The sequence below is a fragment of the Caballeronia sp. LZ032 genome (genome assembly GCF_031451315.1).
Lineage (GTDB): Bacteria > Pseudomonadota > Gammaproteobacteria > Burkholderiales > Burkholderiaceae > Caballeronia.
Genome location: NZ_JARUXP010000003.1, coordinates 746,285 through 770,543, shown reverse-complemented (window position 1 = coordinate 770,543; position 24,259 = coordinate 746,285). Strand labels below are relative to the sequence as shown.

Here is a 24,259-nt window from a genome sequence, read left to right as displayed (position 1 = left end):
TTTCTTGGAAAGGCTTCAGCGCTGCTTCAGCTTCACGGTTGCCGAGCCGGTGATCGTGACCTGTCCCAGCTGGTTTTCGCCCCAGAGCTCCAGGTCGACGAGCGCTGCGCCGTCTTCGATACGCTTGCCGGTCACGCGACCCGAGAAGCGATGCGTGTCGCCGAAGATCACCGGCAGCTTGATGCGCGCGCTATAGCGCAGCATCTCGCCTTCATCGCCGATCCAGTTGGTCACGACGGTCGCCAGCATGCCGCAGCGCTGCGGGCCGTTGTCGTAAGGACCCGGCATGCCGAGATCCGCTTGCGCCACTTTCGCGTCCTGATGCCCGATGCTCGGCAGCACCTTCGCGCCGTAGTAGCACTTGTCGTAGTTGTTCGGCAGCTTGTCCGGGTCGTTGCGCGCCCACGCCGTGTAGCGCCACTTGAGCTTGGTGGACTTGTAGCCCGTCGTGCCGACCGCGCCGGCGTAGTACGTCGTCATGTCCATCTGGTTGATCGGGCCGCGCACGGTGCCGGGCAAGTCCTCGCCTTCGCGCACGTCGTCCCACCACAGCGTCGCGGCGCCACGGCGGAATTCTTCGAGCTGGGCGGTCATGATCGCGTCGAGTTCGGCCTCGGTATAGACGTGCTTCTCGCGCGGCTCGTAGCGCAGCCCGTCCGATGCGCCGCTGCGCGCCACCCGGAACGTATGCGAGCGGACCCGCGTGCAGAGCTCGCCCTTCTGGTTGTGATACAGCACCTCGCCGGTCTGCAGGACCATGTTGCGCACACGGCGTCCTTCGAGCTTCTTCGCTTCCACATATTCCGCCGACGCCTTGATCTCGTCGTTGCGCTTCATCGGCTGGAAAAACTCGGCATCGATGCCCGAGTAGTACCACTGGATATCTTCCAGCCCCGGCGCGACGACCGCGTCGAACACAGCGAAGAAGAACGTCGGCGGCGCGATGATGCTGCCCCAACGGGTGCCGACCGCGTAGTCGGGATCGCTGTACAGCGGATTGTCGTCGCCGATGCCCCAGCTGTAGTGGCGGATGGTGTCGCGCGTGGCCTCGTTGTTCCATTGCTCGATGCGGATGGGCATGCCCAGCAGCGCGCGGGCTTCGGCCAGCGCCCGGTCGCCGAGTTCGGGAGTGTCGAGATCACGGGTGTCTTGAAGTGTCGTCATGGCGCCTGTCAGATTCGTTTCTGTTAGGGAAACATCAGTTCTCATTCGAACATCCAGCGCAGTATGTTCATCGAATGGCGTCGTGCCCATTGGCGCAAATCCCTTCTTGCTTTCATCCGAGGGCTGACGTTACTATAACTCTATGTTTCCGTATGGAACACATCGTGTTTATTTACATCGAAAGACAGGGAGACTCTGTGAACCAGGCTATTGCAGTGGCCAAGGCCGGCATGAGCGGCCGCGAACAGGACCGCGCCGCACGATGAACTTCTCGCTCTTCACCGAACTACACGCGCGCAGCGAACCGGATGCGCTGGCGCTCGCCGATGAACGCGTGCGGCTCTCGCGCGCCGAACTGGATGGCTGGGCCAACCGCTTCGCTCACTGGCTCAACGCGATGGGACATCGGCCGGGTTCTCCGGTCACGCTGTTCCTGCCCAACCGGGCTGAAATCGTGATCGCGCTGCTCGGCGCCTGGAAGGCGGGCGTGGTCGCGGTGCCGCTGAACTGGCGGCTGGCGGGCGAGGAACTGAGGCGGATTGTCGGGCACACGAATGCACGTTCCGTCGTGACCACCGATGCCCATGCGCAGGCCTTCGTGGAGATGGGCGCGCGCGATGTGCTGTGCGTGACGTTGCAGGCGCAGGAAGGCAGTTTCTGGACGGCGTTGCGCGCCTATCCCGACACCTACGCGTCATTCCAGGCGCAGAGCGGCGACATCGCCAATCTGCTGTACACATCGGGCTCAACTTCTACGCCGAAGGCCGCGATCCATACGCACGGTATGCGGGCATCGATCGGCGGCGCGATGGCGGACTGCTTCCAGCTGTCGCGGCGCGACGTGGCGCTCGCCATCTCGCCGATGTTCCATACCGGCGGCTTGAGCGTGGCCTGCAACGCGCTGTTCGCGGGGTGTCCGCTCATCACGATGGAGAAGTGGGATCTCGAACGCTTCGTCGAGACGCTTGCACGCGAGCGCGTGAGCTTCGTGCACATCATCGCGACGCTGGTGGTCGATATCGTGCGCGCGCCGGCTGAGGTGTTCGCGCCGCTGCAAGGCCGTCCGCCGTTGCGCTTCACGTGGGGCGGCGGCCATTCGGTCACGTCCGAGATGCTGCGCACGTATGAGGAACGGCTTGGCGGCGATTTCCTGCTCGGCTACAGCCGCACTGAAGGCGGCCTGACCTATCAGCCGCTTGGCGCCGCGCGGCGCTTTACCGATCATGGACTGCCCAATCGCAACAGCGCGGACGTCGCCGTCTTCGACTGGACTACGCGCGCGCCTTGCGGCGTCGGCGAGGCGGGTGAGATCTGCGTGCGGGGAGACGGTGTTTCGCCCGGCTACTGGGACGGGGACTACGTGCGCACGCAGCGCATGACCGACGGCTGGCAGCGCACCGGCGACAACGGCTTCTTCGATGCGGACGGCCATCTTCATTTTCTCGGGCGGCTCGATTTCATGATCAAGACCGGCGGCGAGAACGTGTATCCGGAAGAGGTGTCGCGCGCGCTGCTGGAGATCGACGGGATACGTGATGCCGTGGTGTTCGGCGTGCCGGATGCGCGCTATGGTGAACGGGTGGCGGCGCTTGTGGTGGTGGAACCGTCGGGGCCTGTGTTGTCCGTGGAGGGGATTATCGAGGCGGCGCGTGCGCTGTTGCCGGGGTTCAAGATTCCGCGGCTGATTCAGTTGGTGGAAGAACTGCCGAAGCTCGGGAATGGGAAGGTCGATATGGTGGCGGCGCGAAGGAGCTTGCGGGAGGGGGTGGGGGTTGGTGAGTATGCGGGAGCGGGTTGATAAAGGAGTGAGAAGGGGCGGAATGTGAGGATCGCCCCGGTCGATTCGGCGGCGCGCTCGAACGCGCCGACGCCCTCGTGAAATTCTACGCCACCTCTCTCTCGTCTTGGATCAACGCCTGCTTCGTGCTGCCTGAGCGATAGCGCCAACAGGCGCTCGTCGCCCGGTCGACTTCTGATCTCATCCTTAATGCACACCATTTTTTAGAGATCCGATCCGGGATGTCTATCAATAAATCCCTTCGCAGTTGGATATCTGTCAAAAAATGTGAAACTCATCTTGTCTACTATTTCAAGGTTGAAAATGCTTATTCCCGCGTTTTTCAAGTGCAATTGATAGCTCGCTATCTTAGCTTCAACCTCATCCAGTAGCGAAAGTGCCATGCCATCCAGAATCTCAGAATAATCCGCGAGAAGTCCGGTCAGCTCTGATGGCAGTCAGTAGTCAATTATTTCGCCTCTAAAGTAATGCTCGATCTCTGCATCCGGGAAATAATCAAAAAATTCATAGATTTCACCGTCTCTTCCTGCCAGATAATCTCTCATCCTCCTCCTCCGCACTTGAAGACCTGCATCAGGTTACCCTTGTTCGCATTATGCCCGTCGGGACCATCGGGATGTATCAAGCGGGCATGGCTATTACCTGATCCATTTCTACTCGGATTATGAATGACATCAAACCCCGCGATTCTGATTTCCTCAGCACTTGCACCGACACGGTGAAATCGTGCTGCTGCACCACGACCTCACCCGTGATGCCGTTGACCGGTTCGCCAAAGACCCATTGAGCGACGAGTCTGACGAAGTTGCCCCATCGTCCGTTGCCCACGCGATCCTGAATCGCTCTGGACACGTGGCAGGCACGCGACGGTTTGGACAGACCGTGCGAGAAGACTGCACGCATCGCCATGCCGGCGAGCGCCGCGATACTGGGCACGGGTGGACCGCCCACCAGCACCGGACGGGATGCCGGAATCGGCAGCATCACCGAAGTCGGCAGCGACATGCTTCCGCGCCGGGTGTGCTCACTGTTGTGTGACAGCGAAAGCATGCCCGTGAACCAGCAGGTCAGCGCGGGCAGCACCGCATAGGCCATCGGATCGCCATTGGCCTGCACGGTCTTGCTGCCGAGGAAGGCTTCGCCGTTACCCGCGGGCTTGGGCGCATCGGACCCGGTGAACACGCCGCCAATTGGAAAATGCAGGCCGGGCATATGCATGGTCTGCGTGCCGGCGGTCGAGCGCATCAGGCCATTGATCCAGATCGGACCACCCCCACCGCCGGCGGTCACCGCAACACCCATCGCACCGGCCGCGACTGCCGCCGCGCTCACACTGCGCATCCCAAGCTTGACGATGGCTCCCGCACTCATCGCCACCATGCCCATCGACACCATGCTGCCGACACCTTCCGGCAGCGTCGACAGGTATTCCATCGGATCGAGCACGAAGCCCACATGCGGATGCGGCAGGGGCATGACGACGCCCGCAGGCGTCTGAATCAGATGCACGTCCACGCCGACGACGGGCGTCAGGTGCGTGACCGCCAGCATGCCCATCAGGCTTCTTTCCCTGCCGATTGGCTGCTGAACATGGATTTCCGCCATGTTCAGCTTGAGATCGATCCGGCAACGGTCAACCAGAAGGATAAGGTGCCCTGTCCGCATCATGCGCCCGAAGCCTCGTTGATCGAAGCCATCGAGCTTGCTGCATCCGGCACTGCAACGGAATGATTAAATTCCGAAACTCCCAGCCCCTCACCTCCCCCGCTCAAACGCGCCCACCCCCTCCCCACGCTCCCGCGCCCCTTCCTCCGTCCCCACGGAAATCGCCTCGAGCGACCGGTTCTTCGTCTCCGGCCCGAACATCCCGACGATCAACGCCTGCGCCAGCAGCGTCCCGACGATCAGCGTCAGCACGCCCGCGATGCCCGTGCCCGCATACGCCGCCGCCACGGCATAAGGCAACGCGATGCTGACCGCGCGCCCGATGGTATTCGCGAGCCCCGTGCCACGCAGCCGCAAAGCAGTGGGAAACAGCTCCGGCACATAGCTGGCGATCGTGAACGACGACAACACATAAAGACACGCAGTAATCGCAAACCCCAGCACGGCGATCACGACTTCGGATTGCGCGAACGGATAGCCGACGCCGAGCGCCGCGCAGATCAGCGAGAACGCGACGATGCCCCACTTGCGCCCGATGCGCTCCGTCAGCAGAAAGGCAATGAGCGATCCAACCGGTCCCCCCGCGAACATGATGGCCGTCAGCCCGAGCGAACTGGAGATCGTGTGGCCTTCCTTGACGAGAAAAGTCGGGATCCAGCTGACAAACGCGAACTGCGCGACGAACTGCACCACGAGTACGGTGATCGCGCTGATGGTGCGCGCACGCATGCCGGGCGCGAACAGGTCGCGGAGACGGCTGCTCGCCTCAGGCACGCTCTCACGCGCAACCGGAGACGACACAGAAGGCGACACAGAAGACGTCACCCCGCAAGCAGCCTCGATCGACTCGACCACCGCCAGCGCCTCGCGCTCACGCCCTTTCGACGCCAGCCAGCGCGGCGATTCCGGCATCCGCTTGCGCAGGAACCACGCGACCAGCGCGCCCACGCCGGCAATCGCGAACATCCAGCGCCAGCCGTAATGCGGCACGATCATCCAGCCGAGCAGCGTCGAGAGAAACAGCGACGAGTTGATGATGAGATTGACGATCGTGCCGAAGCGGCCGCGCCACGCAGGCGGAATGAACTCGCTCAGCGTGCCGTAGCCAACCACGATCTCCGCGCCCATCCCGATACCCATCACGAGCCGGAAGAAGATCAGCCAGGTCATCGAGGGCGCGAGCGCCGCCGCAATGGAAGCAAGACCGTAGATCAGCAGATTGAACTGATAGCAGAAGCGTCGTCCGTAGCGGTCGCCCATCACGCCGGACAGCCACGCGCCCGCCATCATGCCGATGAAGGTCACCGAGACGAAGGTCGCGTTGAGTTGCAGCGTGGACTCGCCGCTCTTGATCATCGCGGCGAGCACAGTGCCGGCAATGTAGATATCGAACGAATCGAAATACATGCCCGCTGCAATCAACGCGAGCAACTTCCAGTGATAGCGGGACAGCGGCACGCTGTCGAGGCGTGCGCCGATACGGGTGTCAGCCTGCATGTCGGTCTCCGGAAACGATGCTTGTCAGACGATGGTCAGACGATGACGAGGTTGCGCGGCGCACCGCGCGCGAACGCTTCGAGGTTGCCGGTCAACTGGTCCGCCAGCGCCTGCACGGCCTCCTCGCTGGCCCACGCAACGTGCGGCGTCAGGATGAAGTTCGGCAAGTCGAGCAAGGCGCGGAACGGGTGATCGGCGGCGAGCGGCTCGGACGTCGCGACGTCAAAGCCCGCGCCCGCAATCCGCCCGTCCCGCAGCGCCGGCCCCAGCGCATGCTCGTTGACGAGCCCGCCGCGCGCCGTGTTGATGAGCAGCGGGCGGCGCTCCATCGCGGCGAACTCCGGCGTGTCGATCAGGTTGCGCGTCGCGGGCGTGAGCGGGCAGTGCAGCGTGATGACATCGCTCGTGCGCAGCACCGTGTCGAACGGCGTGTACAGCGAACCCATGCCCTCGCGGCCCTTGTGCGCCGACATCAGCACGCGCATTCCGAGCGCTTGCCCCAGCGCGGCCACCGCGCGACCGAGCGCGCCGTCGCCGATGACGCCGAGCGTCGAACCGGCGAGGTCGCGGATCGGATGATCGAAGAAACAGAACTGGCCGCTCGCTTCCCAGCGGCCCGCGCGCACCGACTCGCGATACGCAACCAGACTGCGCCGCAACGCGAAGATCAGCGCGAAGGTATGTTCGGGCACCGTATGCCGCGCATAGTCGCGAATGTTCGAGACGGCGATGCCGCGCGCCTTGCACGCCTCCAGGTCGATGACGTTCGTGCCGGTCGCCGCCACCGCCACCAGCTTCACGCGCGGCGCGTGTTCGAGCGCGGCCGCGCTGATCGGCGCCTTGTTCGTGATGACGATGTCCGCATCGCGAATGCGTTCGGCCACTTCGTGCGCGGCCGTCGCCGGATACTCGCGCCATGTGTGCGCAAAATCCGGCCGGCGCAGGCGGGTCTGTGGAGCGAGGGTGGCGCGGTCGAGAAAGACGATGTTCATCGATGTCATTGAGGTTCGTGGATCAGGGACGCTCGGTGGCGGCGAGTTCGTTCGCATCGTTTCCGGTCCGGCCGTGCCGGCCGCGCATGGCCCACGCCAGCGCCGCAAGCGCAAAGCAGCCGTATAGCGCGATCAACTGGATGCCCGCGTCGAAATGACCGGTGGCGTCCTTCACGACGCCGATCGCATAGGGCGCGGTGAAGCCCGCGAGATTGCCGAACGAGTTAATCGCGCCGAAGCCGATGGCCGCGACCGCAGGTCCGAGCAGCAACGGCAAGGTGGACCAGAAGATCGCCACCGCCGAGAAGGTGCCGAACGCAGCAAGACAGAGAAAGCCAAGCTTGAGAACCGGAGCGGCTGCAAGCGTCGAGCCGCCCAGTCCGATGACGGCGAGCGCCATCGGCAGCAGCACGTGGAAGCGGCGTTCGTCGTGACGGTCGGAACGTCTGCCCCACCACATCATGCCGAAGCCGGCGATGAAGAACGGGATGGCCGCAACCACGCCGACCATGCTCAGGCTCAGATGAAACTCGCGGACGATCTGCGGCAGGAAGAAGCTCAGTCCGAAGATCGACAGATTGATGCCGAAGTAGGCCAGCGCCAGCGCGACGATCACCGGGTTGCGCACCGCGCTCCAGCCGCCGTGTCGCGCGGCGGGCACGCGGGCGCGTTCGGCGGCGATGGTGTTCGCGAGCCACGCGCGTTCGTCCGGCGCGAGCCACTGCGCCTGCGCGGGCGTATCGCGCAACACGGCGAGCACGGCGAACGCGAGCAGCACGGCGGGCAAGCCCTCCGCGATGAACATCAGTTGCCAGCCGTGCAGGCCGAACACGCCGTCGAGTCCGAGCAGCCAGCCCGACAACAGCGAGCCGAACACATTGGCGAACGGCATCGCGGCCATGAAGACGCTCACGACCCGCGCGCGCCACGCGCCCGGAATCCAGTACGTGAAGTACAGCATGATGCCGGGAAAGAAGCCCGCCTCGGCGATGCCGAGCAGCACGCGCAGCGTGAAGAAGCTCGCCGGTCCCTGCACGAAGGCCATGCAGGCCGACAGCACGCCCCAGGTCAGCATGATCCGCGCAATCCAGCGGCGCGCACCGACCCGTTCGAGAATCAGGTTCGACGGCACCTCGAAAATCACATAGCCGATGAAGAACAGGCCCGCGCCGATGCCGAAGGTCGTCGCCGAGAAGCCGAGCGCGCGATTCATCGTCAGCGCCGCGAAGCCGATGTTCACGCGGTCGAGAAACGACACGACGAAGCACACGATCAACAGCGGCACATAACGCCGCAGCACCCGGCGCATGGTGCGGACTTCGAGTTCATCCATGCAGGTCTCCTTGAACATCGTCATGCAGCGTGAACACGCTGGCTATAATGCGTTCAGCCTGGCACGCCCGCGACAGCGCGCATCATCATCGAGCGACCTCCATGCCGAAGACTCCAGCGAACGAGACCGCCGTCCCTTCTTTCCGCACCACCTCTTCCGATATCGTCTTCACGCAGATCCGCGCGCGCATTCTCGACAACGCGCTGCGCCCCGGCGCCTACGCCACCGAACAGGAGCTCGCCGAAGCCTTCGGCGTGAGCCGCACGCCGGTTCGCGAGGCGATGGTGCGTCTGCGTGACGAAGGCCTCGTCGAACTCGTGCCGCGTCGCGGCATGCGCGTGTTGCCGGTGTCGGTCGCGGACATGCGCGAGATCTATCAGATCCTCACCAGCCTCGAAGCGACCGCCGCGGAACTCGTCGCCGTGAGCAAGCCCGCCGCGAAGGATCTGCAAGCGCTCGAACGCGCGTGCGTCGCCATGGACCGCGCGCTCGCGAAGGACGACCTCGAAGCCTGGGCCGCCGCGGACGAAGCCTTCCACCTTCATCTCCTCAAGCTGTGCGGCAACGCGCGGCTCGAGCAGATCGTGCGCAAGTACTGGGACCAGATTCATCGCGTGCGTTTCATCACGCTGAAGCTCGGGCCGAAACCGCACGCATCGGCGGGCGAACATCGCGAGATCGTCGCAGCGCTCGCCCGCTCCGATGCCGATACCGCGCAACGCCTGTTTCGCGAACACCGCGCGCGCGGCGTGCAGAAGCAGCTCGCCACGCTCAGGGACTTTCGCCTCGATCAGGTCTGAGCGCGTCCCCCGCCGCCGCATGCTCCGCGATGGCTTCGTCGAGCAAGGGCCACGCCACCGTGAAGCTCTGAATGCCCATCGCGCTGGCCAGCTGCATCACTTCCAGCAGTTCAGCCGCGCTTGCGCCATACCCCAGTGCGTTCTTCATGTGGATGCGCGTACCCGGCGCGAACTGATGCGTCGCCGATACCGCCACCGCGATATACACGAACTCCTTGACCTTCGGCTCCAGCGCGCCCGACAACCACGGCGCCGCCGAAAAATCGATGAAAGCCTTGAAGTACTCCGGATCGAGCGCAAGCAGCGTTTCCCACAGCGGATTCCAGTAGCCGCGCTTGGCCTCGAACTCCGCACGCAACGCGTCGCGGCGTGCGTCGCTGCGTTGCAGTTCGTCGGCCTGATGCGGATCGAGCGCCAGGCATTCGGCGAGGATCGGCACGCCGAGCGTGCACGCATGCACGGCCATCACGCTGACCAGTTGCAGCACCTCCACCAGTTCCTCGCGCGTCGCGCCATGGTCCAGCGCCCGGCGCAAGTGTTCGCGGATGCCGTCCTCGTGCAGATGCGTCATCGCCGCATTGAGCGCGAGACCGATCAGCGCCTTGGTCTTCGGCGCAAGCGGCCCGTGCCGCAGCGGCTTGCCCGCGAAGTCGAGCCACGCGTCGATGAACTCGGGCGCGGCGTCCGCGAGCGCATCGAGCGAGGCGTTCCAGGTCCCGCCCTGCGCGGCAAAATGCCTGATGCGGTCCTTGATGTGCATGTCTCCTCCAGGCTTGGCAGGACATGGCTGCGCCCGGCATCGCCGCAAGCTCAGCGGCCGATGTTCGCGTAGCGCGCCTCTTCCGCGACGGCCTTGTCGAGGCCGACAAACTTGTTGAAATCCTCGAACGAGGTCAGGCGATCCGCCACCGCATTGGTGGATCCTTCGCGCATGAAGATCTCCATCATTTCCTTCACGGCCTTGTGCATCGCGAACATGGGTTCGATCGGGCACAGCGCGTAGTCGAAACCGATCTCGTGCACTTCCTTCAACGACAGGTACGGGCTCTTGCCCGAACGCGCCATGTTGAACAGGATCGGCTTGCCGAGCGGCTTCAGGCGGCGGATCAGTTCGCGCATCTGGTCGATGCTTTCAGGCGCATCGGCATACAGGCCGTCCGCGCCGATCGCGGCATACGATTCGAGCCGCTCGATGGCGTCGTTCAGACCCGTCACCGCGATCGCATCGGTGCGCGCGACGATGAAGAAATTCGGATCCGTGCGCGCGGCCAGCATCGCGGCGAGCTTCTGCTGCATCTCTTCCTTCGGCACCAGCTGCTTGCCGGCGAAGTGACCGCACTTCTTCGGCACCGCCTGATCTTCCAGATGCAGCACCGACGCACCTGCTTCTTCCCACAGCTTGATGGTGCGCTGGCAGTCGAGCACGCCGCCGTAACCGGTGTCGGCATCGGCGAAGACCGGCACCTTGGTCACGCGGCAGATGCGGCGGATGTGGTCGAACATTTCCGTCTGCGTGAGCTGGCCCACGTCGGGCTGCCCGGCGACGATGGCGGACGCCGCGAAGCCGCTCACATAGATGGCCTTCGCGCCGGCCTGTTCGGCCAGCATGGCGGTGACGGCGTCGTGTGCGCCCAGGCACACGAACGGCGGGGATTTGAGCAACTCGCGGAATTGGGCGGAACGGTTCAAGGTCTTCTCCCCTGCTTGCGTGAATGACAAGGTTTCATGATATCGATAACTCAACGCAAGACGCAAGGCTGGAAGGCGATTATTTGATATCGATATCACGTCGGCGTAAATTCTGTTTTATCGTTAATCATCAATAGGTTGAAGGCTTAAATCGGGATGCCTGAGACCAGCGCGAAGGGTATTCCCCTATTCCTCGCAAGCCCTGCTCGCTCAAGATAATGCATGCACAGACCAGGACCAAAACCCCCCGGCCGCTCCAGGAGACACACCCATGTCCGACATCGAATCGCGAACCATGCGCCGGGTCACGCGCCGCTTCGTGCCCTTGCTCATCATCTGTTTCGTGATCTCATTCCTCGATCGCGTCAACGTCGGTTTCGCCGCGCTGACCATGAGTGCGGATCTCAAGTTTTCCTCCACCGTGTTTGGCCTGGGTGCAGGACTGTTCTTCATCGGCTACTTCTTCTTCGAGGTACCGTCGAATCTCGCGCTCGAACGCGTGGGCGCGCGCCGCTGGATCGCGCGCATCATGCTCACGTGGGGCATCCTGTCAGGGGCCACGGCGTTCATTACCGGGCCATGGAGCTACTACATCGTGCGCGTGCTGCTCGGTGCCGCCGAAGCGGGCTTCTTCCCGGGCGTCATCCTGTTCCTGACCTACTGGGTGCCGGAGCGTCATCGCGGCCGCGTGGTGGGCGTGTTCATGGCCGCGATGCCGTTCGCCAGCGTGTTCGGCGCACCTTTGTCCGGATGGCTGCTGGGCCATGACGGCGTCTTCGGCCTGAAGGGCTGGCAACTGATGTTCATCGCCGAAGCACTGCCTTCACTCGTGCTCGCGGCCGTCGTGCTGAAGGTGCTGCGCGATTCCCCCGCGCAAGCCGAATGGCTCGCCGACGACGAACGCGCCTGGCTCGATGCCACGCTCAATGCGGAACGCACGCGCAGCGTCGCGTTCAACGAGCACGGCTTCCTCAACATCGTGAAACGGCCGCTCGTGCTGATGCTGGCGGCCGCTTACTTCGGCATTGTCGGCATCAACTTCGGGCTGAGCTTCTTCCTGCCGCAGATCGTGCGCGAGTTCCATCTGAGTCTGATGCAGGTAGGCATCGTCGCCGCGATTCCGTTTGCCGTCGGCGCATTCGGCATGATGTGGTGGAGCCGGCGCTCGGACCGTCATGGCGAACGCCGCTTCCATGTCTTGCTGCCGATGGCGCTCGGCATTATCGGGCTCGTCGGCTCGACGCTCGTCGCCGTGCCCGCGCTGAAGCTGGCCTTGCTGTGTCTCGCTTCGTTCGGCGTGTTCTCGGCATTGCCGGTCTTCTGGGCGCTGCTGCCCGGCTTGCTCGGGCCGGCGGTCGCGGCCATCGGCTTCGCGGCGATCAACTCGCTCGGCAACCTGTCGGGCTTCGCCGCGCCCTACGTGGTGGGCGTCATCAAGGATGCGACCGGCAGCACGGCGGGCGGATTGCAGGCCATCGGCGCGTATGGCGTGATCGCGTGGCTGATTCTTGCGGTCGTCAGCCGGCACTATCGCCGGGATATGAACACGCAGGACGCCGCGCAGGCGCTTCGCGAGGCGCGCGGCTGACTCTTCTCATCGACCACTCAAACGGAAACCCGCCATGAATGCAGCGCAGCAAGGCACGATCGAAATCGAAAACCGCGGCAGCGTCCGCATCCTCACGATGTGCAGGCCGGACAAGAACAATCGCGTCACGCAAGCCATGGCCGAGCAGGCCGTGCGCGCGTTCGAGGCGGCGCGCATCGACAAGTCGGTGAGCGGCGTCGTGCTCACAGGCCACGGCGAAGTCTTCTGCACCGGCGGCGACTACATGAGCGCGGGCGGCACGAGCGAAGGCCGGCTCGGCTTCGCGCGCGCGTTCAGCGACATGGAACGGGCGATGACGCGCGTCGGCAAGCCGCTGGTCTGCGCGAACAACGGCCCCACGCATGCGGGCGGCTTCAGCCTGCTCACCGCGTGCGATCTCGCGGTCACGCACGAAGGCGCGACCTTCGGTCTGCCGGAAATCGCGCACGGACTGTTTCCGTTTCTCGCGCTGGCCATCGTGAAGGACAGTCTGCCGAAGAAGGTGCTGTGGGACATGGTGTATCGCGCGCGGCTGCTGAGCGCGGCGGAGGCGCAGCAGTTCCATCTCGTCAACGAGATCGTGCCGGCGGACAGCGTGCTGGAGCATGCCGTGGAACTGGCGGGCTGCACGGCGCAATGGAATCGCGACATCGTGAGTCTTGGCCGCGATCTCTACTACAACACGCGTTGCAGCAATCCGAACGAGGCGGTCGAGCAGTCGCGCTTTGCGTTGATCGCGGCCTTGAAAGCGATGGACGAAAGCGGCCTCGGTTAAAGCAACCGCGCTCAGGTACTGCCGCGCTGGATCACTTCGAAGCCGACATCGACGCTCGACACCGGCAGCGTCACCCCCTTGGTCCGCGCGACGATCATGCTCGCGCTGCGCACGCCGATCTCATAGCGCGGAAATGCAACCGTGGTGATGGGCGGCACGATGTTCTGCATCAGCTCGTTGTCATCGGATGCGGCCACCGCGATGCGTCCCGGCACCGCGATGCCGCGCCGCTGACATTCGAACACGGCGCCGGCGGCGAGCACGTCGCCGGCGAAGAACACGGCCTGCACCGAAGGCTCCTGTTCAACGATACGCGCCAGCGCGCGTGAACCGCTTTCCAGTCCCGGCTCCACTTCCAGCACGAGCCCCGGCGCAATGCCGGCGCCCGCACGCTTGAGTTCCGCGAGAAAGCCGTTGCGTCGCTGACGCAGCCGGTCGCTGCCCGCCACCGCGAGACTCGCGAACGCAAAACGCCGATAGCCCAGTTCGAGCAGATGCCGCGCCATGGCCTTGCCCGCGGCATGATTCGAGTAGCTGACCACCATGTCGATGGGGTCGCCGCTGAGATTGCCGGTCTCCACGCAGGGGATGCCGTTGTTGCGCAGCATGGTGACGGTGCGCGGCGTGTGCTTCGTGTTGTGCAGGATCACGCCGCAGACACGCATCGCGATGTATTCGGCGACGAGCTTCTCTTCTTCGTCGAGATCGAGTCCGCTGTCCGAGATCATCAGATGCAGGCCGTTGCGCGTGAGCACTTCGGAGATGCCCTTGATGGTTTCGGCATAGAGCGCATTGCGCAGGCTCGGCACGACGAGCGCGACCACGGTGGAGCGATTCGACGACAGGCTGCCCGCGATGCGGTTCGGCACATAGCCGCTCGCCTCGATGGCCGCGCGCACGCTCTCCAGCACGTGTGGCGAGACGCTGCCCGGCGAGCGCATGGCGCGCGAGACGGTCATTGTCGATACGCCGGCGAGACGCGCGACGTCTTTCATCGAGGTCGCCTGAGTCGCTCCTTTTCTTCCCACCCTGATCTCGCTCCTGATGCGGCGCGCGACGAGGTCATGCCCGCGCCTGAACCGGCCGCCCTGTGCGCCGTGCGGCCATGTTACTGGATGACGATGCAGGCGTGAATCAGGTCTGCTGCGCGCACAGTTCGAGCGCGTGCCGCCAGTCGGGCGCGGCGAGGCCGAAGGCCGCCGCGAGCTTCGCGTTGGACAAACAAGAGTTGACCGGACGGCGTGCTTTCACCGGATAGGCGCTGGCCGGAATCGGCGTCACGCGCGTCTGCTCCGTCTTGCCCCACACGCGCAGGATCTCGCCGGCGAACTCGCACCAGGACGTGCGCCCGCCGTTGGTCAGGTGATAGAGGCCGCTGAGCGCATCGGCCGAGCCGGGCCGGGTGCGTTCCGCGTAGCCGATCTGGCTCAGCATGCCGGCGCTGAGTTCGGCGATGGTCCGGCTCCAGGTCGGCGCGCCGAACTGGTCCGCGACGATCGTCAGTTCCGGGCGCTGCTCCGCCAGCCGCAGGATGGTGCGCATGAAGTTCGCGCCGCGTGCGCCATAGACCCAGCTCGTGCGCAGGATCAGATACCGGCAGCCGCTTGCCGCAATCGCCTGTTCCCCGGCGAGCTTGGTTTCGCCATAGACGTTGAGCGGAGCGACAGCGTCGGTTTCCACATAGGGCGTGTCCTTCGCGCCGTCGAAGACGTAGTCCGTCGAGTAATGCACGAGCCAGGCATTCGTGCGGGCGCATTCCTCGGCGAGCGTCGCGGGCAAGGCCGCATTGAGATGGTGGGCTTCGTCGCGCTCGTCTTCCGCGCGATCCACCGCCGTATAGGCCGCGGGATTCACGACGACCGCCGGCCGCAGCTCGCGCAGCACGCTGCGCACGCGCTCGAGATCGCGCAGGTCGAGCGCCTGGCGATCCAGCGCCACCACGCGTCCCAAACCCTGCAAGGTCCGCGCGAGTTCAAACCCGACCTGACCGTTCACGCCGGTCAGCAGGATGGCGGGCAAGGCGGGCGCGCTCATGCGTAGCAATCCGCTTCGGCGAGGCGCTTGCCGTCGCGGTCTTTCGCGGCGAGCATCGGCTCGAAGTCGATGGGCCATTCGATGCCGATGGTCTCGTCGTTCCAGACGAGGCTGCGCTCGTGTTCCGGATACCAGTAGTCGGTGGTCTTGTAGAGAAACTGCGCCGACTCCGACAGCACCACGAAACCATGCGCAAACCCCGGCGGCACCCACAATTGCCGATGGTTCGCTTCCGAGAGCGCCACGCCCACCCATTTGCCGAAGTTCGGCGAATGCTTGCGGATATCGACGGCGACATCGAACACTTCGCCTTCCACCACGCGCACGAGCTTGCCCTGCGCGTGCTCGATCTGATAATGCAGGCCGCGCAGCACGCCGCGAGCCGAGCGCGAGTGATTGTCCTGCACGAACTCGACGCCGGGCGCCACGAGCTCGCCAAATTCGCGGGCGTTGAAGCTTTCGTAGAAGAAGCCGCGTGCGTCACCGAAGACCTTCGGCTCGATGATCTTGACTTCGGGCAATGCCGTGGCGGTTACGCTGATGGCCATGCGACTTGGTCCTTCGGTAGGTTGAGCAGATATTGTCCGTACGCGTTCTTCGCGAGCGGCCGGGCGAGTGCGAGCAAGGCTTCCTCGTCGATCCAGCGGCGGCGGAAGGCAATCTCTTCCGGACATGCCACCACCAGCGCCTGCCGCTTCTGCAACGTGGCGATGAACGTGGCGGCTTCGATCAGCGAATCATGCGTGCCGGTGTCGAGCCAGGCGTGGCCGCGCCCCATGATCTGCACGGTGAGCTTGCCGTCGTTCAAGTAGCACGAGTTGACGTCGGTGATTTCGAGTTCGCCGCGCGCCGAAGGCTTGATGTCCGCCGCGATGTTGCACACGCTGTTGTCGTAGAAGTACAGGCCCGTCACCGCATAGTTGGAGCGCGGCTTTTCGGGCTTTTCTTCGATCGACAGCGCGCGGAACTCGCGATCGAATTCCACCACGCCGTAACGTTCGGGATCATGCACGTGATAGGCGAACACCGTGGCGCCTTCCGTGCGCGCATTCGCGCTTTCCAGCAGCTTGGCGAGATCGTGCCCGTAGAAGATGTTGTCGCCGAGGATCAGCGCGCAGGGATCGTTGCCGATGAACTCGCGGCCGATCAGGAACGCCTGCGCCAGCCCGTCGGGCGAAGGCTGCACCGCGTACTGGATGTTCATGCCCCACTGGCTGCCGTCGCCGAGCATCGTCTCGAAACGCGACGTGTCCTGTGGCGTGGAGATGATCAGCACGTCCCGGATGCCCGCGATCATCAGCGTCGACAGCGGGTAGTAGATCATCGGCTTGTCGTACACGGGCAGCAGCTGCTTCGAGACGACGTGCGTGATCGGATAGAGCCGGGTGCCCGATCCGCCCGCGAGAATGATGCCTTTGCGCGCCATCGTCAGTTCCCTCACGCGCGCTGCGCGTAGTTGGTTTCCACCCATTTCCGGTACTCGCCGGAAGCGACTTCGTCGGACCACACCTGATTGTCCAGATACCACTGCACCGTCTTCGCGAGGCCGGTCTCGAAGGTCTCCGCAGGCTTCCAGCCGAGTTCGCGTTCGAGCTTGCGCGCGTCGATGGCATAGCGCCGGTCATGGCCCGGGCGATCCTTCACATAGGTGATCTGGTCGCGATACGAACCGCCCGACTTGGGCCGCGCCTGATCGAGCAGGTCGCACAGCGTATGCACGACATCGAGATTCTTCTTCTCGTTCCAGCCGCCGACGTTATACGTTTCGCCCGGCACGCCGCGCGCAAGCACTTCACGGATCGCCGCGCAGTGGTCGCCCACGTACAGCCAATCGCGCACGTTCTGGCCGTCGCCATACACCGGCAACGGCTTGCCGCCGAGCGCATTGGCGATCATCAACGGAATCAGCTTCTCGGGGAACTGGAACGGACCGTAGTTGTTCGAGCAGTTGGTCGTGAGCACCGGCAGGCCGTAGGTGTGATGATACGCGCGCACCAGATGGTCCGACCCCGCCTTCGTGGCCGAGTACGGACTGTTCGGCGCATACGGCGTGGTCTCGGAGAACTGCGGGTCCGTGGCCGAGAGCGAACCGAAGACTTCGTCGGTCGAGACGTGCAGGAAACGGAAGGCCTGCTTGTCGGCTTCGGGCAGCTTGCTCCAGTACAGGCGCGCCGCTTCGAGCAAGGTGAAGGTGCCGACCACATTGGTCTGCACGAAATCGGCGGGCCCGTGAATCGAGCGATCCACGTGACTCTCCGCCGCGAAATGCAGGATGGCGCGCGGCGTGTGCCGGGCCAGCAGCTCGTCGATGGCCGCGCGATCGCAGATATCCGCGCGCGCGAACACGTGACGGGTGTCGTTCCAGAGGGATTCGAGCGTCTTGAGATTGCCGGCGTACGTCAGCTTGTCGACGTTCAGCACGGGCTCATCCGTCTGCGCGAGCCAGTCGACAACGAAATTGGCGCCGATGAACCCCGCGCCGCCCGTGACCAGAATCATGATGCCCTCTCTTCTTCCACTAGCTTCTGTTTGAACTGCCATGCCATGCACGCCTTGCGCTTTCCGCCTTGCGGAGCACCCTGTTGGCGCGCTGGATTATATGTTACCGCCTACCGTGCGACGGACGCTTGTCCTGGTCCGCGCAGCATCAGTTCGCAGGAATTTGCACGTGTCCGTTCTCGAGCACCAGCGTAACGTCGCATGCGGGCGCTTCCGGCCCGGACGCGAGCCTGAAGATCTTGTTGTGATTCACGAACACGGTATAGGCCGTGCCGAAGCCCGAAAACCACCATTCGCCTGGAATATCCCAGGTCTTTACGCCCGATGTATTGACCGTCGCCTGGCTCGGACGGAAGCAATACACCGAGACTTGCGGATGAGCGCGGTCGTAGTTGCGCAGCGCTTCGACGTCCGCACGCACGGTCGCGCCATAAGGCTCGCGGCTGAAATAGGCGATCGGTTCGCGGAACGCCGCGCCGAAGATGAACAGCAGCGCCGCCACCCCGATCCAGCGTGCAAGATTCACACCCCGCGCCGGCAGCAGCTCGTGCAGCGCGCACAGGACGGCCATCAGGAAGAACAGTTGCGCGAGTTCGCCGTACTGCGTGTAGTGCTGGTGAACCAGGAACGCGAAAGGCAGGAAGAACGCGAACGAGGCCAGGAACAGCCATGCCGTGAGCAGCCTGCCTTTGGCCCATGAACTCGCCGCACCCGCGACCACCACGATCACCCACACGACGCGCGACGCGTTGCCGTAGAAATAGTAGGCGGCGTTCTCCCAGAGAACCGAAAGCTTGTACGACGTGGCATACACATCCGACTGCTGCGCCTTCAGCTTCAGAAAGAACACGACGAACAATGCGATGCCCACCAGCGGCACCACATAGTTGCGCCAGTCCCGCCGGTGCTTCGCATCCGTGGCGAGCATCCAGACGGGCAGGCTGACCGCCATGCACATGAAGATGTTCGACATGTAGCCAAGTATCAGGACGACCAGCAGCGCGAGGACGGTGCCGAAGCGCGTGCGGCCATCGGCGGACGGCGTATGGCTGATGAACAGGTAGACGAACAGCATCACGAACAGATGGCCGATCAGATGCTGCGAGTTCGACAGCCACACGTAGGAAGCGGCGGTCGCGGGCAATGCGTAGTAGAACAGGCCCGCGACGACGCCCGCGAACCGGTCATGACCGCGCGTGACGATCAGCCCGGCCAGCACGCTGGTCACGCCGATGCAGAAGAGATTGAAGAGATAGAAATACAGCGCGTCCAGTGCGAAGAGCTGCTGGCCGTAGTGCCAGTAGACGTTGCGCGTGATGAAGCGGCCGAAGTTGGTGAAGCGCCACATCTCCGGGAGCTTGACCACTGCTGCATAACGCTCGAGGAAGCCAAAGTCGTCCTGGAAGAACCAGGCGGCGTGTGCGTATGACACATAGAACGCCGTCATGAAGAAAGCAACGAACGCGACGGCGATCATCAAGGGCAAGTTGACGCGCCCTTCTCCCGAGGCCGTGCGGGACCAGACCTGCATGTTTGAAACTCCGTTCTGATGACTGGCGCGTCAGCGCGCGCCGGATGTGCGCGGGCGTGCGCCGTTCCCGAAAAAGGAATGGCTGAACGCCCGCGAAAGACATGAATCAAGCGCCAGGCCGGCGCGCGCGGTGCCGGCCTCCGGCAGGTTGCACAAGCAGCGAGCCGCCTCGAACCCGCGCTATGCGCGATCAGACCGCCGCCCCCTCGACCCTGGACCGCTCGCGCGACTTGTGCGGCATCCACGTGCCCCACTTCGCCTCATAGACCGCGCGGTTCGTCGCGAGCAAGGCGAGCTTTCGCTCCTCGCCGAGCTTGTTGAAGGACGCGGAGAGATAGTGATGCACGAACACGTCTTCCGCGCAGGCCACACGCAGCCCCGCCGATTCCACCAGCCGGCAATAGTCGTCGTCTTCATAAAAGCCGATGCCGTAGTCCTCGCTGATCGGCCCGCAACGCTCATACGTGCTGCGCGGCATCATCACGCAGAAGAACGCGGCCACGCTCAGTTCGAACCACTCGCCCCGGTAAGGCTCCGTGAGCGAACGGGCTTCGATGTGCATCTCGTCGATGCCGCGATAGTGCGTCGTCAGGCGCGCCTCGTTGCCGATATTGTTGGTCACCGGCCCGATGATCCCGATCTCCGGATGGTGGCGCAGATGATTGACGAGCCGCCGTGCCCAGCCGCGTGTGACGACCGTGTCGTTGTTCAGGATCGTGAGGTAGTCGCCCGTCGCCGCGGCCAGCCCGACGTTGTTGCCGCCCGCGAAGCCGAGGTTCTTGTCGTTCAGGATCAGCTTGACGTTCGAGTGCGCCGCGGCCCACGCGGTCAGGTAGGCGCGCGAGCCGTCGCTGGAGGCGTTGTCGACCGCGACGATCTCCAGATCCACGCCGGCCGTGTTGCGCACCAGACTCTCGAGACAGTCCATCGTCAGATGGATGTTGTTGTAGGTCAGCACGATGGCGCTCACCGTGGGGCGCGGCAGGGTTTCCACGGCGCGGCGGATGTCGTTGACGCGATGCGCCCAGGTCTGTCCCGCGGAGAAGGCCTTGCGGCGCGCGACGACCGCCTTCGAATCAGGCAACGCCGCCAGCGCGGCGCGCAGCTGATCGACGAAACCGTCGTAGGTAGTCGCCGTGCGCACCAGTTCGCCGAACTGCGCCATTTCCGGCAGGTCCACCGAGACCACCGGCCGCCCTGCCGCCAGGTATTCGTAGATCTTGACGGGGTTGGTCGCCAGCGTGAGCGGGATCACCTGGAACGGCATCATGCAGACATCGAAGGCGTACAGGTAGTACGGCAGCTCGGTATAACGCACCTCGCCCGTCATCTGCACGTTGTCGTAGCCCGCGAGACGCTCGCGCACGCCAGCCGTGTCCGCGCCGACCAGCAGGACGAGTGCATCCGGGAAGGACTCGGCGACTTGCGCGACCAGATCCGCGTCGAACCAGTCGGCGATCGCACCGTAGTAGCCGATGATCCGCCGGCCTTGGGGATCGACGAAGCGTTCGGCGGGCGCGTTGCAGAAGTCGCTGTACTGGCAGGCATTGCGGATTACCGCCACGCGCGGATTGCGTTCGCGCGCTTCCTTCTCCAGGAACGACGAGGTGGCGATCAGCAGGTCCGCGTTGTGCATCAGCCGGTTCTCGACCTCGATCAGTTCCGGCGAGACATTGCCGAAGCCTTCATGGTGATCCATGCAGTCGTACAGCAGGTCGTCGGATTGCAGGCTCGTCGCGAGCGGATACCAGAAGGCATGCTGGATGATCGACCACGAATGATCGGTGCCGGTCCACTCCGTGAACAGCCGCATGCCCGTGCGCATCTGGCTGAGCGCGTCTTCGTCGGGCGGCGAGAAGTAGATCTGCGGCGCGCCCTTGACCTTCAGCTTGATCTGGAAGAGCGGCAAGGCTTCGTCCAGCCGTTCGACCGAGAAACCCGGCTCGTCCGCATCCTCGAAATAGTTCGTGAAGAAGAACACCCGATGGCCCGCCTGCGCGAGTTCGCGCGACAGATGCTGCGGGCGCTGAATCCGGAAGTGCCAGTCGATGATGCTGAAGACGAAGACGTCGGCCTGGGCGTCGGGACGTTGTCTCGGCAGCTTCGGCGGAATCACGGTGACCGGCGTCACGGCTTCCGCGACCACCGGCGCAGCGGTTTCCACGGGCGCGGCCGATGCAACCGGCGCAGGCGCCGCGTCCGCACCGGCACGCCGCCGCAGATGCTTCGGCACATAGGCGAACATGCGCTGCGCCGTGTCCAGCACGCCGCCGTGCGTGTAGGCGTAGTTGACGTCGCTCATGCGGCGGCGCAGCCACACCTGCACCTGACGCGCCAATGAAGTCCAGCGCCAGCTACGGCTCTTGTGGATCAGGTTCAGTTCGCTCTGCAGCGTGTGCTCGCGTTGCCGCAGATAGTGAATGTAGTCGGTCAGCTCGTTCGCGACCGTGGCCGCGCGCTGAGCGGCGGCATCCAGCTCCCTCAGGTTGTCCCGATGCATGCGCTCGAAAGCGCCGATCTGGGCCCCGTGTTCTTCGGTAGCCGTCTGAAGCCGCTCGCGCAGCACGTCGCAGCGCTGCGTGAGCGTGGCCAGATGCGTCGCCGCATGCGCCACGCCAAGCTGTGCATCGCGCGCCTCGGCTTTCACGGCGTCCAGCTGCGCCACCGCTTCCTCCGCGCGGGCCTTGTCGGCGGCGGACTGCGCCTCGACCTCGCGCATGCGCTGCTGTTCCGCGCGCAGTTCGGCAAGGGTATGGTCCGCGCTGCCCGAGCCGTTGATGCGCGCATCGGACATCGTCATCTGCAGCGCGGCGACCTCCTCGTTGCGCGCATAGATCAGCAGGATCTGGAAGCCCGGCCAGAAGCTCGGCTCGTGCAGACGCGTATCCGCGACCGACTCGTACACGAGCGTCCAGCCGGCCTTCGGCGCGAGCGGAATGTTCGGCGCATCGAACGTCACTTCGTGCTCGGAATGACGGTCGAACTCACGGTAAGGCAGCAGCAGCACGACATACTTCGTCGCGTAGTTCGAAATGGCGTCGAACACGTCCCAGGGACGCGCGAAGTGCTCGAGCGTATTCGACGAGAACATGACGTCGAACGCCGGACGGTCCGGGCGATCCAGCAGGTTCTCGTGCGAGAAACGCGCACTGTGGTACATCGTGTTCGCGCTCTCGATGGCGGGCTGCGAGAAGTCGATGCCCGTCATGTCCCACGCCAGCACCTGCGCGAGCACGTCCGTGCCGTCGCCTTCCGCGCAACCGAAATCGCATACGCGCAGCTTCTCGTGGCGGACCTTCTGCACGAACCAGGCAGGCAGCGCCTCGACCGCGACGCGCGCGAAAAAGCGGCTCTGCTCGCGGCCGCCGAGCTTGTCCCAGTCGGTTTCGAAACGCTTGTCCCAGTACTCGTTGCTGTTGATGCCGTTTTGATCGCTCATGCGTAGACTCGCCGTCCGGATTGCGCTTCCATGACCTGTTCGACGTCGGCGACGAAGGTGCCATACACCCTGTGCTCGGTCATCGACGTGAAGTAATGCGCGCCTTCTATGTATTCGTAGTATTGCGGCAGGACGCTGGCGCGATCTTCGAGCGCCACCGCCAGCAGGTAATTGCCTGCGTTGAGCCGGTTGGTCAGCTTGAAGCGCACCAGCACCGTCTCGCCGGCCTGCGTGAAGTCCATCGAGCCCTGGTCCCACGTGGTGGAAACGATCAGGTCCGTGCCGCGCAGGTCCTTCAGCGAGAACGCGACGCTCATGGTCGAGCGGTCCGCCGTCGCGGGCGGCGTCACGCGCACGCGAATCTCCATCTCGTCGAGCGCGTTGACCGTGGAGAGCCGCTCGCCGTTCGCGTGGTACATGCCCACGTCGGTAATGCAGCCGACATGACTGCCCCAATGGTTGATCGGCCGATGCTTGGCCATCAGCCCGACTGCGCTGTCCTGCTCGGGTTCGGGTTCGGGCTCGGTGGCTTGCGTTTCGGCTTGCGTTTCGGCTTGTGCTTCGGCTTCTGCTTGAGCAGGCGTGCCGTCCGCTGCCGCAGTGGCCTCGGCTTCGCCTTCAGCCTCGGGCTCGCCGGCGGGCGCCTCGTGCGTCAGCTTCGGCGTCGGCGTCTCCTCGTCGTCCTTCTCGAACAGGAACTGGTTGTACTGCGCCGTGACCGAGAACGCGTCGCCGTACATGCGCACCTTGCCGTGATCCAGCCACAGCGCGTGCTCGCAGAGCGTGCGCACCGCGCCGACGTCATGCGAGACGAACAGGATGGTGACGCCGTCCTTCTGCATCGCCTTGATGCGGTTCAGACACTTGGCCTGGAAGCGCGAATCGCCGACGGCCAGCGCTTCGTCCACGATCAGGATCTGCGGATCGACGTGAATGGCCACGGCGAAAGCAAGCCGCACGTACATGCCGCTGGAATAGGTCTTGACCGGCTGGTCGATGAACTCGCCGATTTCGGCGAATGCCTCGATATCCGCAAAACGCGTATCGATCTGCTCACGCGACAGCCCGAGCACCGCGCCGTTCACATAGACGTTCTCGCGGCCGGTGAACTCGATGTTGAACCCCGCGCCCAGTTCGAGCAGCGCCGCAATGCGGCCATTCACCTCTACGCTGCCGGACGTGCCGGTGAGCGTGCCACACAAGATCTGCAGCAGCGTGGATTTGCCCGAACCATTGCGGCCGATGATGGCGACCGTATCGCCCCGCCCGATCTTCAGGTCGACATTGTCCAGCGCCCAGAATTCGCTCCAGCCTTTCTTGCGCTTCGGCATGACGAGATGCTTCAGCCGTTCGAGCGGCGTCTCGTAGACGGCGAAACGCTTGGAAAGGCTCTCGACACGAATGGCGATCTCGTCCTGCCTGTCAGGATGGGGGCGATTCATGCCCGGATCAGAA

Annotated in this window: 20 protein-coding genes; 5 read left to right on the top strand and 15 right to left on the bottom strand. The window is 64.2% G+C overall.

What is annotated here, in order from left to right; genetic code table 11:
- Window positions 1–15 precede the first annotated feature (15 nt).
- Window positions 16–1,164: a MaoC family dehydratase N-terminal domain-containing protein gene (locus tag QCE69_RS24965; protein WP_309933538.1), complete on the bottom strand. Its 1,149-nt coding sequence runs from the start codon at window positions 1,162–1,164 to the stop codon at window positions 16–18.
- Window positions 1,165–1,426: 262 nt separating this feature from the next.
- Between QCE69_RS24965 and QCE69_RS24960 the strand changes: the two genes are divergently transcribed.
- On the top strand, window positions 1,427–2,962 hold the full coding sequence (locus tag QCE69_RS24960) for a class I adenylate-forming enzyme family protein (RefSeq protein WP_309933536.1): 1,536 nt from the start codon (window positions 1,427–1,429) through the stop codon (window positions 2,960–2,962).
- Window positions 2,963–3,583: 621 nt separating this feature from the next.
- Here QCE69_RS24960 and QCE69_RS24955 read toward each other — a convergent pair.
- Window positions 3,584–4,567 carry a hypothetical protein gene (locus QCE69_RS24955; RefSeq protein ID WP_309933535.1) on the bottom strand — a complete coding sequence of 328 codons (984 nt, stop codon included), beginning with the start codon at window positions 4,565–4,567 and terminating at the stop codon, window positions 3,584–3,586.
- Between QCE69_RS24955 and QCE69_RS24950 the strand changes: the two genes are divergently transcribed.
- A complete protein-coding gene (locus tag QCE69_RS24950; protein ID WP_309933533.1) occupies window positions 4,553–4,693 on the top strand; it encodes a hypothetical protein in 141 nt (46 codons plus the stop codon). The genes QCE69_RS24955 and QCE69_RS24950 overlap by 15 nt on opposite strands.
- Before the next feature lie 24 nt (window positions 4,694–4,717).
- Here the strand turns inward: QCE69_RS24950 and QCE69_RS24945 are convergent, their stop codons facing one another.
- Genes QCE69_RS24945 through QCE69_RS24935 form a run of 3 tightly spaced genes read right to left on the bottom strand, consistent with a single transcriptional unit; the run spans window position 4,718 to window position 8,449 of the window.
- Window positions 4,718–6,124 (bottom strand): MFS transporter, encoded by a 1,407-nt coding sequence (locus tag QCE69_RS24945; protein WP_309933532.1) that lies wholly within the window; start codon window positions 6,122–6,124, stop codon window positions 4,718–4,720.
- Between the two features lie 35 nt (window positions 6,125–6,159).
- A complete protein-coding gene (locus tag QCE69_RS24940; RefSeq protein WP_309925276.1) occupies window positions 6,160–7,116 on the bottom strand; it encodes a D-2-hydroxyacid dehydrogenase in 957 nt (318 codons plus the stop codon).
- A gap of 22 nt (window positions 7,117–7,138) precedes the next feature.
- On the bottom strand, window positions 7,139–8,449 hold the full coding sequence (locus tag QCE69_RS24935; RefSeq protein WP_309924064.1) for an MFS transporter: 1,311 nt from the start codon (window positions 8,447–8,449) through the stop codon (window positions 7,139–7,141).
- Between the two features lie 101 nt (window positions 8,450–8,550).
- Here QCE69_RS24935 and QCE69_RS24930 point away from each other — a divergent pair, with 101 nt between their 5' ends.
- Complete coding sequence (locus tag QCE69_RS24930) at window positions 8,551–9,249, top strand: GntR family transcriptional regulator (protein ID WP_309933530.1); 699 nt, start codon at window positions 8,551–8,553, stop codon at window positions 9,247–9,249.
- Here the strand turns inward: QCE69_RS24930 and QCE69_RS24925 are convergent.
- Window positions 9,221–10,009, bottom strand: coding sequence for a carboxymuconolactone decarboxylase family protein (locus QCE69_RS24925; protein WP_309924060.1), 789 nt, complete (start codon window positions 10,007–10,009; stop codon window positions 9,221–9,223). The two genes, QCE69_RS24930 and QCE69_RS24925, sit on opposite strands and share 29 nt — an antisense overlap.
- A gap of 50 nt (window positions 10,010–10,059) precedes the next feature.
- Window positions 10,060–10,938, bottom strand: a complete 879-nt coding sequence (locus QCE69_RS24920; protein ID WP_309836317.1) for an isocitrate lyase/PEP mutase family protein — start codon at window positions 10,936–10,938, stop codon at window positions 10,060–10,062.
- A gap of 271 nt (window positions 10,939–11,209) precedes the next feature.
- Here QCE69_RS24920 and QCE69_RS24915 point away from each other — a divergent pair, with 271 nt between their 5' ends.
- Both QCE69_RS24915 and QCE69_RS24910 read left to right on the top strand, forming a co-directional pair.
- Window positions 11,210–12,526, top strand: a complete 1,317-nt coding sequence (locus QCE69_RS24915; RefSeq protein WP_309933528.1) for an MFS transporter — start codon at window positions 11,210–11,212, stop codon at window positions 12,524–12,526.
- A gap of 34 nt (window positions 12,527–12,560) precedes the next feature.
- A complete protein-coding gene (locus QCE69_RS24910) occupies window positions 12,561–13,301 on the top strand; it encodes an enoyl-CoA hydratase/isomerase family protein (protein ID WP_309933526.1) in 741 nt (246 codons plus the stop codon).
- A gap of 11 nt (window positions 13,302–13,312) precedes the next feature.
- On the opposite strand, the gene QCE69_RS24905 is transcribed toward QCE69_RS24910, so the two are convergent.
- From QCE69_RS24905 to QCE69_RS24870, 8 genes are all read right to left on the bottom strand, one after another.
- Window positions 13,313–14,296 (bottom strand): LacI family DNA-binding transcriptional regulator, encoded by a 984-nt coding sequence (locus QCE69_RS24905; protein ID WP_309924055.1) that lies wholly within the window; start codon window positions 14,294–14,296, stop codon window positions 13,313–13,315.
- 139 nt (window positions 14,297–14,435) lie between these two features.
- Window positions 14,436–15,335, bottom strand: coding sequence for a dTDP-4-dehydrorhamnose reductase (rfbD, locus tag QCE69_RS24900; RefSeq protein WP_309933525.1), 900 nt, complete (start codon window positions 15,333–15,335; stop codon window positions 14,436–14,438).
- Window positions 15,332–15,883, bottom strand: coding sequence for a dTDP-4-dehydrorhamnose 3,5-epimerase (gene rfbC, locus QCE69_RS24895; RefSeq protein ID WP_309933523.1), 552 nt, complete (start codon window positions 15,881–15,883; stop codon window positions 15,332–15,334). The genes rfbD and rfbC overlap by 4 nt, the downstream gene beginning before the upstream one ends.
- Window positions 15,868–16,761 carry a glucose-1-phosphate thymidylyltransferase RfbA gene (gene rfbA, locus QCE69_RS24890; protein ID WP_309924050.1) on the bottom strand — a complete coding sequence of 298 codons (894 nt, stop codon included), beginning with the start codon at window positions 16,759–16,761 and terminating at the stop codon, window positions 15,868–15,870. Before rfbA ends, rfbC begins: the two co-directional genes overlap by 16 nt.
- Before the next feature lie 11 nt (window positions 16,762–16,772).
- Complete coding sequence (gene rfbB / locus QCE69_RS24885) at window positions 16,773–17,834, bottom strand: dTDP-glucose 4,6-dehydratase (protein ID WP_309816365.1); 1,062 nt, start codon at window positions 17,832–17,834, stop codon at window positions 16,773–16,775.
- Between the two features lie 148 nt (window positions 17,835–17,982).
- The gene (locus QCE69_RS24880) at window positions 17,983–19,365 is read right to left on the bottom strand and encodes a hypothetical protein (protein WP_309933521.1); all 1,383 of its coding nucleotides are present in this window, start codon (window positions 19,363–19,365) and stop codon (window positions 17,983–17,985) included.
- Window positions 19,366–19,555: 190 nt separating this feature from the next.
- On the bottom strand, window positions 19,556–22,804 hold the full coding sequence (locus tag QCE69_RS24875) for a glycosyltransferase (protein ID WP_309933520.1): 3,249 nt from the start codon (window positions 22,802–22,804) through the stop codon (window positions 19,556–19,558).
- Window positions 22,801–24,246: an ABC transporter ATP-binding protein gene (locus QCE69_RS24870; protein WP_309933519.1), complete on the bottom strand. Its 1,446-nt coding sequence runs from the start codon at window positions 24,244–24,246 to the stop codon at window positions 22,801–22,803. The genes QCE69_RS24875 and QCE69_RS24870 overlap by 4 nt, the downstream gene beginning before the upstream one ends.
- Window positions 24,247–24,259: the final 13 nt, after the last annotated feature.

Coding starts and splice junctions, on each gene's coding strand:
- QCE69_RS24965 (WP_309933538.1), bottom strand. CDS start 1,164: ATGACGACACTTCAAGACACCCGTGATCTCGACACTCCCGAACTCGGC.
- QCE69_RS24960 (WP_309933536.1), top strand. CDS start 1,427: ATGAACTTCTCGCTCTTCACCGAACTACACGCGCGCAGCGAACCGGAT.
- QCE69_RS24950 (WP_309933533.1), top strand. CDS start 4,553: ATGGATTTCCGCCATGTTCAGCTTGAGATCGATCCGGCAACGGTCAAC.
- QCE69_RS24955 (WP_309933535.1), bottom strand. CDS start 4,567: ATGGCGGAAATCCATGTTCAGCAGCCAATCGGCAGGGAAAGAAGCCTG.
- QCE69_RS24945 (WP_309933532.1), bottom strand. CDS start 6,124: ATGCAGGCTGACACCCGTATCGGCGCACGCCTCGACAGCGTGCCGCTG.
- QCE69_RS24940 (WP_309925276.1), bottom strand. CDS start 7,116: ATGAACATCGTCTTTCTCGACCGCGCCACCCTCGCTCCACAGACCCGC.
- QCE69_RS24935 (WP_309924064.1), bottom strand. CDS start 8,449: ATGGATGAACTCGAAGTCCGCACCATGCGCCGGGTGCTGCGGCGTTAT.
- QCE69_RS24930 (WP_309933530.1), top strand. CDS start 8,551: ATGCCGAAGACTCCAGCGAACGAGACCGCCGTCCCTTCTTTCCGCACC.
- QCE69_RS24925 (WP_309924060.1), bottom strand. CDS start 10,009: ATGCACATCAAGGACCGCATCAGGCATTTTGCCGCGCAGGGCGGGACC.
- QCE69_RS24915 (WP_309933528.1), top strand. CDS start 11,210: ATGTCCGACATCGAATCGCGAACCATGCGCCGGGTCACGCGCCGCTTC.
- QCE69_RS24910 (WP_309933526.1), top strand. CDS start 12,561: ATGAATGCAGCGCAGCAAGGCACGATCGAAATCGAAAACCGCGGCAGC.
- QCE69_RS24905 (WP_309924055.1), bottom strand. CDS start 14,296: ATGAAAGACGTCGCGCGTCTCGCCGGCGTATCGACAATGACCGTCTCG.
- rfbD (WP_309933525.1), bottom strand. CDS start 15,335: ATGAGCGCGCCCGCCTTGCCCGCCATCCTGCTGACCGGCGTGAACGGT.
- rfbC (WP_309933523.1), bottom strand. CDS start 15,883: ATGGCCATCAGCGTAACCGCCACGGCATTGCCCGAAGTCAAGATCATC.
- rfbA (WP_309924050.1), bottom strand. CDS start 16,761: ATGGCGCGCAAAGGCATCATTCTCGCGGGCGGATCGGGCACCCGGCTC.
- rfbB (WP_309816365.1), bottom strand. CDS start 17,834: ATGATTCTGGTCACGGGCGGCGCGGGGTTCATCGGCGCCAATTTCGTT.
- QCE69_RS24880 (WP_309933521.1), bottom strand. CDS start 19,365: ATGCAGGTCTGGTCCCGCACGGCCTCGGGAGAAGGGCGCGTCAACTTG.
- QCE69_RS24875 (WP_309933520.1), bottom strand. CDS start 22,804: ATGAGCGATCAAAACGGCATCAACAGCAACGAGTACTGGGACAAGCGT.
- QCE69_RS24870 (WP_309933519.1), bottom strand. CDS start 24,246: ATGAATCGCCCCCATCCTGACAGGCAGGACGAGATCGCCATTCGTGTC.